This window comes from Kitasatospora sp. NPDC092039 (genome assembly GCF_044756065.1).
In the GTDB taxonomy this organism is placed as follows: Bacteria; Actinomycetota; Actinomycetes; order Streptomycetales; family Streptomycetaceae; genus Kitasatospora.
In genome coordinates this window covers 61,843-73,567 of the sequence record NZ_JBIVSD010000031.1, presented here as the reverse complement: position 1 = coordinate 73,567, position 11,725 = coordinate 61,843, and the positions used below count along the sequence as shown (strand labels likewise).

Here is an 11,725-nt window from a genome sequence, read left to right as displayed (position 1 = left end):
GTCAACATATCTGGCGTTGACTTTTGGCACGCTGTTGAGTTCTCAAGGAACGGACGCTTCCTTCGAGCCGCCTTCCAGCAGGCCCTCCGGGCTTCATTCTTCCGTGTTTCCAGCTTATCAGATGTTTTCCGCTCCGTTTTCCGGAGTTTCAATTCATCTGATTTGCTTTCGCCTTTCGGCGCTCCCGAACTCTAGCAGAGTTCTTCGGTCCGTTTTCCCCGGTCGTTCTCGAATTCAGATTCGAGCCCGTTTCCGAGGGGCCGTCCCGTGGGGCAACCCGGAGAACACTACGCACCGGGTCGCCCCACGTCAAACCGGCCTCAGCCGGTCTCGGGCGAGCGTCAGACCTCGACCACGACCGGCAGGATCATCGGCCGGCGGCGGTAGTTGTCCGCGACCCACTTGCCGATGGTCCGGCGGACCAGCTGCTGCACCTGACGGGGTTCCAGCACACCGTCGCTCGCCGAGCGGTCCAGTGCCTCCTGGAGCCTGGCGACCACCGGGGCGAACGCGTGGTCGTCGATGCCGGAGCCACGGGCCTGGATGGTCGGGCCGCCGACGATCTTGCCGTTGGCGGAGTCGACCGCGACGAAGACCGAGATGAAGCCCTCCTCGCCGAGGATCCTGCGGTCCTTGAGCGAGGCCTCGCTGATGTCGCCGACCGAGGAGCCGTCCACGTAGACGTACCCGGCCTGCACCTTGCCGGCGATCCGGGCGACGCCGCCCTCCAGGTCGACGCAGACGCCGTCCTCGGCGATGACCACGCGGTTGCGCGGCACCCCGGTGGCGATGCCCAGCTCGGCGGCCGCGCGCAGGTGGCGCCACTCGCCGTGGACCGGCATCAGGTTGCGCGGCTTGCAGATGTTGAAGAAGTACAGCAGCTCGCCGGCCGAGGCGTGGCCGGAGACGTGCACCTTGGCGTTGCCCTTGTGCACGACCTTGGCGCCCCAGCGGGTCAGGCCGTTGATCACCCGGTAGACGGCGTTCTCGTTGCCCGGGATGAGCGAGGAGGCCAGGACGACGGTGTCGCCCTCGACGATGCGGATCTGGTGGTCGCGGTTGGCCATCCGGGACAGCGCCGCCATCGGCTCGCCCTGCGAACCGGTACAGATCAGCACGACCTCCTTGTCCGGCAGGTCGTCCAGCTGCTTGACGTCCACGACCATGTTGCCGGGGACCTTCAGGTACCCGAGGTCCCGGGCGATGCCCATGTTGCGGACCATCGAGCGGCCGACGAAGGCGACCTTCCGGCCGTACTCGTGGGCGGCGTCCAGCACCTGCTGGATGCGGTGCACGTGGCTCGCGAACGAGGCCACGATGATCCGCCGGTCGGCGTTCGCGAAGACGTTCCGCAGTGCCGCCGAGATGTCCCGCTCGTGCGGGATGAAGCCGGGGACCTCGGCGTTGGTGGAGTCCACCAGCAGCAGGTCCATGCCCTCCTCCGCCAGCTTGGCGAAGGTCGGCAGGTCGGTCAGGCGGCCGTCCAGCGGCAGCTGGTCCATCTTGAAGTCACCGGTGGCCACGACCATGCCGGCAGGGGTGCGGACCGCCACCGCCAGGGCGTCCGGGATGGAGTGGTTGACCGCGATGAACTCGCAGTCGAAGGGGCCGATGCGCTCGCGCTCCCCCTCCTTGACCTCCAGGACGTACGGCCGGATGCGGTGCTCGGCGAGCTTCGCCTCGATCAGCGCCAGGGTCAGCTTGGAGCCGATCAACGGGATGTCCGGGTTCTCCCGCAGGAGGAACGGGACGGCGCCGATGTGGTCCTCGTGCCCGTGGGTCAGGACGATGCCGTCGACCTTGTCGAGGCGGTCCCGGATGTAGCTGAAGTCCGGGAGGATCAGGTCCACGCCGGGCTGCTCGTCCTCGGGGAAGAGGACGCCGCAGTCGATGATCAGGATGCGGTCGCCGTACTCGAGGACCGTCATGTTGCGGCCGATCTCGCCGAGGCCGCCGAGCGGAGTGATGCGGAGGGCGCCCTCCTTCAGTGCCGGGGGCGCGCCGAGCTCGGGGTGCGGGTGGCTCAAAAGACTCTCCTCACGACGCACGCCATATGCCCGGGGTCCTCCCCCTGGAGACATATGGCGTGCGTACTCAGTGTCGTTTTCCTACTGGGTCTGTGCTCTCGCGCCTTCGATCCGGTCCAGCGGCGGACCCTGGGAGGATCCGGCGAGCCGGGGCGCGCACGTCCGTGTCTGCTAGAGGTGTACCCCGCCGGAGGCGAGATCCTGCCTCAGTCGCCCGATCTCCTCGGGCGTCGCTCCGACCAGCGGCAGCCGCAGCGGGCCGGCCGGCAGTCCCTGGAGTTCCAGCGCCGCCTTGCTGAGGATCACGCCCTGGGTGCGGAACATACCGCTGAACACCGGCAGCAGGCGCTGGTGGATGCTCGTGGCCTTGACCACATCGCCCGCCAGGAAGGCCTCGATCATCGCCCGCAGGTCCGCCGCCACCACGTGCCCGACGACACTGACCACGCCGACGGCCCCGACGGACAGCAGCGGCAGGTTGAGGATGTCGTCGCCGGAGTACCAGGCCAGGTCGGCGCGGGCGATCGCCCAGGCCGCGGCGCCGAGGTCGCCCTTGGCGTCCTTGTTGGCGACGATCCGCGGGTGCTCGCCTAGGCGGACCAGCGTCTCGTGGCTCAGCGCGACCCCGCTGCGGCCCGGGATGTCGTACAGCATGACCGGCAGCCCGGTCGCGTCGGCGACGGCGACGTTGTGCCGGTACAGGCCCTCCTGCGGGGGCTTGCTGTAGTACGGCGTGACGACCAGCAGGCCGTGCGCTCCGGCGGCCTCCGCCTGCCGGGCCAGCTCGACGCTGTGGTGGGTGTCGTTGGTCCCGACGCCGGCCACCACGTGGGCGCGGTCCCCGACCGCCTCGACCACGGCGCGGACCAGCTGGGCCTTCTCGGCGTCGCTGGTGGTCGGGGACTCACCGGTGGTGCCGTTGACGACGAGGCCGTCGTTGCCGGAGTCCACGAGGTGCGTGGCGAGGCGCTGGGCGCCGTCGAGGTCGAGCGCGCCGTCGGCGGTGAACGGGGTGACCATCGCGGTCAGGACCCGGCCGAACGGCGTCTGGGAGGTGGAGGTCGGAGCCATGCGTCCAAAGCTACTCGTAGGCGGTGGGGCGTTACCCATGCCGGTCCGGTGTTCGGACAGGTGTAGCGCGTCGGTGGCGCGGACGTGGGATCCCGGTGCTGCCCGCTCGGGGGTTCGGGCAGCACCGGAATCCGTGTTCACGAATGTAGGGAGCGGCTAGAAAAGCCGCAATCCAGACATGCCAGACACTCTGCCCATATGCCTGTCGTCCCAGGTCAGGGGGCGACTCGGCCGTGCTTCTCGAAGGCCGCATGGGTGAGCGGCATGAGCCGGGCCCACTGCTCCTCCATCTGCTCGGCGACCATCTCGATCTCGCGCTGCGGGAAGGACGGCACCGCCGAGTTCTCCCGCCGGGTGCGCAGCGACAGGAAGTGCATCAGCGAGCGCGAGTTGCAGGTCGCGTACATCGAGGAGAACAGGCCCACCGGCAGCACCGCGCGGGCCACCTCGCGGGCCACCCCGGCGGCCAGCATCTCCTGGTAGCGGGCGTAGGACTCGCGGTACGCGGCCTCCATCGCCCCGGTGGTGGTCCGGTGCTGCTCGGGCGTGCCCTCGTGGAACTCGTACTTGCCGGGGCGGCCCTGCTGGACCAGCTTGCGCTCCTCGCCCGGGACGTAGAAGACCGGCTGGAGCTCGCGGTAGCGACCGGACTCCTCGTTGTACGACCAGCCGCTGCGGTGCCGGTGGAACTCCCGGAACACGAAGATCGGCGCGCTGATGAAGAAGGTCATCGAGTTGTGCTCGAAGGGCGTGCCGTGCCGGTCGCGCATCAGGAAGTTGATCAGGCCCTTGGACTTCTCCGGGTCCTGCTGGAGGGCCTCCAGGGACTGCTCGCCCGCGGTCGAGACCCGGGCCGCCCAGATGACGTCCGAGTCGGCGGCGGCGCTGCGGACCAGCTCCACCGTCACGTCGCTGCGGAAGCTGGGGGCCGTCGGTTCGTCGCTCACGCGTTACTCCTTGCGGGTTCGGTGCTGTGCAGCCTGATGGCGTGCTGCATGGTCTTGCGGGCGCGCGGGGTGTCGCCGGCGTCGGCGTAGGCCACGGCGAGACGGAACCAGACCCGCCAGTCGCCCGGCGAGTCCTGTGCCTCGGCCTGGCGGCGGGCGAACACCGCGTCGGCCGAGGCCCGGTCGATCCGCCCGCCCTTGCTGCGCTTCAGCTCGTCCACCGGCAGGCCGCCCTCGGCCTCCAGTTCGCGGGCCAGCCGCTCGCTGTCCCGGCCGAAGCGGACGGTCTGGCGCAGGAACCAGACGCCGATCACCGGGATCACGAAGGCGCAGACCCCGATGCCGATGCCGAGCGGCTTGCCGGTCGCGATCAGCTGGACGCCCTCGCCCACGCAGACCAGGGCGACCAGCAGCAGCACGCCGGACAGGACGAAGAATCCGGTACGGGAGGTCATGACGCGCTCCTGGGGATCGACACGGTCACAGGTCCAGGAAGTGTTCGAGGCCGAAGGTCAGCCCCGGCGTGTCGACCACCTTGCGCACGCCCAGCAGGATGCCCGGCATGAAGCTGCTGTGGTGCAGCGAGTCGTGCCGGATGGTGAGCGTCTCGCCGGTGTCGCCGAACATCACCTGCTGGTGGGCGAGCAGGCCGCGCAGCCGCACCGCGTGCACCGGCACCCCGTCCACGTCGGCGCCGCGCGCGCCGGGCAGGCTGTGGGTGGTCGGGTCCTGCTGCGGCGGGCGGCCGGCCTCGGCCCGGGCCGCGGCGATCAGCTGGGCGGTGCGGGTGGCGGTGCCGCTGGGGGCGTCCGCCTTGCGGTCGTGGTGCAGCTCGACCACCTCGACCGACTCGAAGTACCGGGCGGCGACCTGCGAGAACTTCATGCCGAGGATGGCGCCGATGGAGAAGTTCGGCGCGATCAGCAGGCCGAGCTCCGGGGCCTCGTCCAGCCAGCCGCGGACGGTGGCGAGCCGCTCGTCCGTCCAGCCGGTGGTGCCGGTGACCACGTGGATGCCGTGGTGCAGGCAGTAGTCCAGGTTCCCCATCACCGAGTCCGGGTGGGTCAGCTCGACCGCGACCTGCGCCCCGGCCTCGGTCAGCTCCCGCGGCTCGGACCCGCGGCCGAGGGTTGCGACCAGCTCCAGGTCCGGTGCGGCCTCGACGGCCTTGACCGCCTCGGAGCCGATCCGTCCCCTGGCGCCGATCACGGCGACACGCAGCGTCATAGCAAAATTCCTCTCACCCGGAAACCGGCGGATCAGACCAGCAGATCGGCGAGCTTGGCGGCCCGCTTGTCGTTGACCGGGCCGATCAGGGCGAGCGACGGCCGGTACGCGCCCAGCACATCACGGGCCACCGCGTGGACGTCCTCCAGGGTCACCGACGCGATCCGCTCCAGCATGTCGTCCACCGACAGGTGGTGCCCGTAGCTGAGCTCGGCCTTGCCGATCCGGTTCATCAGCGAGCCGGTGTCCTCCATGCCGAGCACGGTGGAACCGGAGATCTGGCCGATCGCCCGCTGCAGCTCCTCCTCGGTGATGCCCTCCTCGACCACCTTGGCCAGCTCGGCGCGGCAGATCCGCAGCACCTCCTCGACCCGCTTGGGCTGGCAGCCGGCGTAGATGCCGAACAGGCCGCTGTCCGCGTAGGACGAGGAGTACGAGTAGACCGAGTACGCCAGGCCGCGCTTCTCGCGGACCTCCTGGAACAGCCGGGAGCTCATCCCGCCGCCGAGGGCCGCGTTGAGCACGCCCATCGCCCAGCGGCGCTCGTCGTGCCGCGGCACGCCGGGCACGCCCAGCACCAGGTGGGCCTGCTCGGTGGAGCGGTTGAGCACCTCGACCCGGCCGGCCGTGCGCAGCGCCTTCACGCCGCGGCGGGCCTCGGCGGGGGCGGCGGTGGAGGCCGCCAGCACCGGCGCGAAGGCCTGCTCGACCTGCTTGACCACCTTCCGGTGGTCGAGGTTGCCGGCCGCGGCGACGACCAGGTGCTCGGGCCGGTAGCGGCGGCGGTAGAAGCCGGCGATCTGGTCCCGGGTGAGCGTCCTGATGGTCTCCTGGGTGCCGAGGATCGGGCGGCCGAGCGGGCCGCTGCCGTAGATCACCTTGGCGAACAGGTCGTGCACCACGTCGCCCGGGTCGTCCTCGGCCATCGCCATCTCCTCCAGGATGACGCCGCGCTCGGCCTCGACGTCCTCGGGGCGGATCAGCGAACCGGTGAGCATGTCGCAGACCACGTCGATGGCCAGCGGCAGGTCGGTGTCCAGGACCCGGGCGTAGTAGCAGGTGTTCTCCTTCGCGGTGAAGGCGTTCATCTCGCCGCCGACCGCGTCCAGGGCGGCCGAGATGTCCAGCGCGCTGCGCCGCTCGGTGCCCTTGAAGAGCAGGTGCTCCAGGTAGTGGGTGGCGCCGTTGAGCTGCGGGGTCTCGTCCCGCGAGCCGACGCCGACCCAGATGCCGAAGGTCGCGGAGCGCACCGTCGGCAGGGTTTCGGTGACGACCCGAAGGCCGCCGGGGAGCACGGTGCGGCGCACCGTGCCGGCGCCGTCGACGCCCTTGAGCAGGGTCCGGGTGGTGCCGGGACGCTGCTTTACCGCCGGGGCCTGCGCCACGGGGGGTACCTCCAGAGGAAACGCACGCGCGGGGGGCGCGTGCGGACGAACGCGTGGACAACGGGGTGCGGCCCGCACGCCGGAGGCGTACGGGCCGCGGGGGTCAGCTAGCGGCGCTTCACTCGGAAGCGGCCTCGCCGCCCTCCTCGCCCTCGATGACCGGGATCAGGGAGAGCTTGCCGCGGGGGTCGATCTCGGCGATCTCGACCTGGACCTTGGCGCCGACGCCGAGGACGTCCTCGACGTTCTCCACGCGCTTGCCGCCGGCCAGCTTGCGGATCTGCGAGATGTGCAGCAGGCCGTCCTTGCCCGGCATCAGCGACACGAACGCGCCGAACGTCGTGGTCTTGACCACGGTGCCCAGGTAGCGCTCGCCGACCTCCGGCATGGTCGGGTTGGCGATCTGGTTGATCGTGGTGCGGGCGGCCTCGGCGGCCGGGCCGTCGGCGGCACCGATGTAGATGGTGCCGTCGTCCTCGATCGTGATCTCGGCGCCGGTGTCCTCCTGGATCTGGTTGATCATCTTGCCCTTGGGGCCGATGACCTCACCGATCTTGTCCACCGGGATCTTGATGGTGATGATGCGCGGCGCGTTCGGGGACATCTCGTCGGGCGAGTCGATGGCCTCGTTCATCACGTCGAGGATGTGCAGGCGGGCGTCCTTGGCCTGCTTCAGCGCGGCGGCGAGCACCGACGCCGGGATGCCGTTCAGCTTGGTGTCCAGCTGGAGGGCGGTGATGAAGTTGCGGGTACCGGCGACCTTGAAGTCCATGTCGCCGTACGCGTCCTCGGCGCCGAGGATGTCGGTCAGCGTGACGTAGTGGGTCTCGCCGTCGATCTCCTGGGAGATCAGGCCCATCGCGATGCCGGCGACGGCGGCCTTCAGCGGCACACCGGCGTTCAGCAGCGACATGGTCGAGGCGCAGACCGAGCCCATCGAGGTGGAGCCGTTGGAGCTCAGCGCCTCGGAGACCTGGCGGATGGCGTAGGGGAACTCCTCGCGGGTCGGCAGCACGGGCAGGATCGCCCGCTCGGCCAGCGCGCCGTGGCCGATCTCGCGGCGCTTGGGCGAGCCCACGCGGCCGGTCTCACCGACGGAGTACGGCGGGAAGTTGTAGTTGTGCATGTAGCGGCGGCGCGTCTCCGGGGAGAGCGTGTCCAGCTGCTGCTCCATGCGCAGCATGTTCAGCGTGGTGACGCCCAGGATCTGGGTCTCGCCGCGCTCGAACAGGGCCGAGCCGTGCACCCGCGGGATGGCCTCGACCTCGGCGGCCAGGGTGCGGATGTCGGTGACGCCGCGGCCGTCGATGCGGACCTTGTCCGTGATGACGCGCTCGCGGACGATCTTCTTGGTCAGCGCGTTGTAGGCGGCGCTGATCTCCTTCTCGCGGCCCTCGAACTCGGGCAGCAGCTTCTCGGCGGCCAGCGCCTTGACGCGGTCCAGCTCGTTGTTGCGCTCCTGCTTGCCCGCGATGGTCAGGGCCTGGGCGAGCTCGTCCTTGACGGCGGCGGTCAGCGCGGCGAGGACGTCGTCCTGGTAGTCCAGGAAGACCGGGAACTCGCCGGTCGGCTTGGCGGCCTGGGCGGCCAGCTGGGACTGCGCGGCGCACAGGACCTTGATGAACGGCTTCGCGGCCTCCAGGCCGGAGGCGACGACCTCCTCGGTCGGCGCGTCGGCGCCGCCCTCGACCAGCTTGACGGTCTTGTCGGTGGCCTCGGCCTCGACCATCATGATCGCGACGTCGCCGTCCGGCAGGACGCGACCGGCGACGACCATGTCGAAGACGGCCGACTCCAGCTCGCTGTGGGTCGGGAAGGCGACCCACTGGCCGTTGATCAGCGCGACGCGCACGCCGCCGATCGGGCCGGAGAACGGCAGGCCGGCCAGCTGGGTGGAGGCGGAGGCGGCGTTGATGGCGACCACGTCGTACAGGTGGTCGGGGTTGAGCGCCATCACGGTGACGACGACCTGGACCTCGTTGCGCAGGCCCTTGACGAAGGACGGGCGCAGCGGGCGGTCGATCAGGCGGCAGGTGAGGATCGCGTCCTCGGACGGCCGGCCCTCGCGACGGAAGAACGAGCCGGGGATGCGGCCCGCGGCGTACATCCGCTCCTCGACGTCCACGGTCAGCGGGAAGAAGTCGAAGTGCTCCTTCGGCTGCTTGGACGCGCTGGTGGCCGACAGCACCATGGTGTCGTCGTCCAGGTAGGCCACGGCGGAGCCGGCGGCCTGACGGGCCAGGCGGCCGGTCTCGAAGCGGATGGTACGGGTGCCGAAGGAACCGTTGTCGATCACGGCCTCGGCGTAGAACACGTTCTCTTCCACCTGGAAGATCTCCTCTTTCGTACGTTCTCCGGGAGAGCGTCCCCGCGTCACTGCTGCGGTGGGCCCCGGGCCCTCCTCGGGGAGGGCGGCAGTCGGGCCGGTCTTCGATCGAAGCCTCCGGAATGCCCCGCTCGGTCTGCGGGGGTTCCGACGGCCACTACCGAGGACCGGCGCCTCACGGCTGCCGGGCCGGGAAGGGCGGTCCGCGTCTGGACGCTCTCTCGGATGCGGGCGGCTTCCGTTTGAAGCCTTCGTCCCGCGGGGGGTTCGGGTCCTGCTGCCCGGGTGGCGCGCTGGTGCGCCATCACCCGGCATGCCCACAACCCTACGGTGCAATCCTCGGCCACCTGGGGAGGTGCGCGCGAGTTGTTATCTCCGGGCGCCGCGGTTCAACCACCGCGGCATACGCGCGAGGGGCGGCTCCCCGGTGTGGGGAGCCGCCCCGAGCGGCGGTCTTAGCGGGCGCCGCCGGCGGCACCGCGGCGGATGCCCAGGCGGTCGACGAGCGTACGGAAGCGCTCGATGTCCTTCTTGGCCAGGTACTGGAGCAGGCGACGGCGCTGGCCGACCAGGATCAGCAGGCCACGACGCGAGTGGTGGTCGTGCTTGTGGGCCTTGAGGTGCTCGGTCAGGTCCGAGATGCGACGGGAGAGCATGGCCACCTGGACCTCGGGGGAGCCGGTGTCGCCCTCCTTCTGGCCGAACTCGGCGATGATCTGCTTCTTGACGTCAGAGGCGAGAGCCACTGCAACTCCTTCGGGGTCTACCGAGCGGTCCTGGTCGACAACACAGGACTCATCGAGAACTCGGTGTCGCGAGCGCGGCCCGCACTCCGCGGCCCACGGAGGGGCGGCGGACAGACGGCTGCGCTCGGAGGCCAAGCGTACCAGTGCCGCCCACCCGGCCGTTCGGCGGGCCGGGTGGGCGGCACGAGGGCGGGCCGCCCGGGTCAGCTGGTGGCGCCGCGGACCAGCCGGTAGATGTCCAGCACGGCGAGCGCCAGCGGGACCAGCGAGATCAGGGTGAGGCTGTCCACCAGGTCCAGGATGCGCCCCCAGAACGGGGAGACCCCGAGCCGCGGCACCACCAGGGCGATCGCGGTGAGCAGGGCGGCGCCGAAGGCGATGGAGCCGGTCAGCCAGATCGTCCGCAGGTCGAGCTCGGTGGTGGAGCCGGCCGCCCGCAGGAAGAACTGCGGGGTGTGCAGGGAGAGCCCGACGATCAGCAGGCTCAGGCCGAGCAGGCCGGCCACGGTGAGGCTGAGCACCTGGGCGGTGTAGCGGAACAACCGGGCGCGCAGCATGGTGGTCAGGCCCAGGGCGAGCGCGAGCAGCTCGGGGAAGGTCTCGTCGGTGAAGCCGAGGACGGCGCAGGCGCCGACCACGACCGCGGCGCAGCCGCCGACCAGGCCGACCAGCACCTCGTGGCCGCGGCGGGCCTGGTGCGCGATCTTCTCGTACTGGACGGCCTCGGCGCGCTCGGCCTCCTCGTCGTAGTCGCGGCTGCGGGTGCGGGTCTGGCCGGGGGCGCTGAAGCCGACCGGCAGCCGGGCGAAGCGGGCGGAGAGGCCGGGCAGGAAGCCGATCACGGCGACGGCGGCGACCCCGGTGACGGCGGCGATGTGCCCGGCCGGGGTCTCCGGCAGCAGGACGGCCGCGAAGGTGGCGAGCGCGCCGGCGGTGGAGACCAGGGCGGCGGCGACGAACACCGCGTCCCGCTCCGGCAGCAGGCCGGCCAGCAGCACGGCGACCACCAGGACGGCGACGCAGCCGGCCAGGAACTGGAGCCGGCCGGGGCCGTCCCACGGGTGGGCGACGGCGATCAGGCCGCTGCCGCCGATCATGGCGTGCGGCAGCGCGCCGAGGCCGAGCGCGACGGCCGCGTGGGCGTCCTGGTAGACCCGGGCGCGCACCCCGGCGAGCGCGGTCAGCACGACGGCGGTGACGCCGGCCAGGACGCCGGGCAGGCCGTGCATGTCGTGGCGCAGGTCGGAGAACCAGAGCGCGAAGCCGAGCAGGGTGAGCAGCACCCCGGCGCCGATCAGGCCGAAGCCGCGCATCAGCTCGGCGGTCCAGAACCGGCGGTCGGCCTCGACGGCGCTGGCGATCGCGTCGGCGACGTCGTCGTAGACGGCCGGCGGCAGCGACTCGGCGAAGGGGCGCAGCGCCAGCAGGTCGCCGTCGCGGACCTGCTGGGCGGCCAGCGGCAGCCCGCTGTCGAGCACCGTGCCGTCGCGGCGGACCAGGTGGAAGCCGGTGGGGGTGCCGTCGGGCTGGCTCTGGTTGGCCAGCCGCAGCACCTCGGGATAGACGTCCGCGAGCGGGACGTCCTCGGGCAGGGCGACGTCGATCCGGCGGTCCGGGGCGACGACGGTCACCCGGCAGTAGCCCGTCGCGGCGGCGCTCATGCGCCCACCTCGCAGCGCTCGCCCATGAGGGCCCCCACCTCGATCCTTCGACGCACTTGGCGCTCCCCCTTGTTGACGGTGCCGAGGCACGGCGGCGCTCGGTGTTGCTGTGGAACCGGCCCGACCGGGCCGCGAGTTGGCGCGGCGTTACCCTACCCGTTCGGTTCGTGTCCGGTGCCGGTGCGTACCGGGCCCTGGCGGGCGGTGCGGGAGCGACCGTTAGGATCGGCGCCTGCGCAAAGGTACGGGGGCTGCGCTGGGTGGGGCGTCCTCAGCCACCGGATTCCCGTACGGACCGTACGCATATCGCAGAGGGCTGATGCCGAAGTGATCGA

At 71.0% G+C, this 11,725-nt stretch carries 9 protein-coding genes; all 9 read right to left on the bottom strand.

Features of this window, described 5'->3' with window-relative positions; genetic code table 11:
- Positions 1-341: 341 nt before the first annotated feature.
- The gene (locus tag ACIQI7_RS36805) at positions 342-2,027 is read right to left on the bottom strand and encodes a ribonuclease J (RefSeq protein ID WP_401118638.1); all 1,686 of its coding nucleotides are present in this window, start codon (positions 2,025-2,027) and stop codon (positions 342-344) included.
- A 171-nt stretch (positions 2,028-2,198) separates the two neighbouring features.
- Entirely contained in the window at positions 2,199-3,098 is a 900-nt protein-coding gene (dapA, locus tag ACIQI7_RS36800; protein ID WP_401118636.1) for a 4-hydroxy-tetrahydrodipicolinate synthase, read from the bottom strand.
- Positions 3,099-3,313: 215 nt separating this feature from the next.
- Complete coding sequence (thyX, locus tag ACIQI7_RS36795) at positions 3,314-4,045, bottom strand: FAD-dependent thymidylate synthase (protein WP_387760304.1); 732 nt, start codon at positions 4,043-4,045, stop codon at positions 3,314-3,316.
- A complete protein-coding gene (locus ACIQI7_RS36790) occupies positions 4,042-4,500 on the bottom strand; it encodes a hypothetical protein (RefSeq protein ID WP_401118633.1) in 459 nt (152 codons plus the stop codon). Before ACIQI7_RS36790 ends, thyX begins: the two co-directional genes overlap by 4 nt.
- A gap of 25 nt (positions 4,501-4,525) precedes the next feature.
- Positions 4,526-5,272, bottom strand: a complete 747-nt coding sequence (dapB, locus tag ACIQI7_RS36785) for a 4-hydroxy-tetrahydrodipicolinate reductase (RefSeq protein ID WP_401118630.1) — start codon at positions 5,270-5,272, stop codon at positions 4,526-4,528.
- A gap of 32 nt (positions 5,273-5,304) precedes the next feature.
- Entirely contained in the window at positions 5,305-6,657 is a 1,353-nt protein-coding gene (locus ACIQI7_RS36780; protein WP_401118628.1) for a M16 family metallopeptidase, read from the bottom strand.
- A gap of 118 nt (positions 6,658-6,775) precedes the next feature.
- Complete coding sequence (locus tag ACIQI7_RS36775) at positions 6,776-8,983, bottom strand: polyribonucleotide nucleotidyltransferase (RefSeq protein WP_401118626.1); 2,208 nt, start codon at positions 8,981-8,983, stop codon at positions 6,776-6,778.
- Positions 8,984-9,438: 455 nt separating this feature from the next.
- Entirely contained in the window at positions 9,439-9,729 is a 291-nt protein-coding gene (gene rpsO / locus ACIQI7_RS36770; RefSeq protein WP_148645116.1) for a 30S ribosomal protein S15, read from the bottom strand.
- Between the two features lie 203 nt (positions 9,730-9,932).
- Positions 9,933-11,390: a type VII secretion integral membrane protein EccD gene (eccD, locus tag ACIQI7_RS36765; protein ID WP_401118624.1), complete on the bottom strand. Its 1,458-nt coding sequence runs from the start codon at positions 11,388-11,390 to the stop codon at positions 9,933-9,935.
- Between the last annotated feature and the right edge of the window lie 335 nt (positions 11,391-11,725).

Coding starts and splice junctions, on each gene's coding strand:
- dapA (WP_401118636.1), bottom strand. CDS start 3,098: ATGGCTCCGACCTCCACCTCCCAGACGCCGTTCGGCCGGGTCCTGACC.
- ACIQI7_RS36790 (WP_401118633.1), bottom strand. CDS start 4,500: ATGACCTCCCGTACCGGATTCTTCGTCCTGTCCGGCGTGCTGCTGCTG.
- dapB (WP_401118630.1), bottom strand. CDS start 5,272: ATGACGCTGCGTGTCGCCGTGATCGGCGCCAGGGGACGGATCGGCTCC.
- eccD (WP_401118624.1), bottom strand. CDS start 11,390: ATGAGCGCCGCCGCGACGGGCTACTGCCGGGTGACCGTCGTCGCCCCG.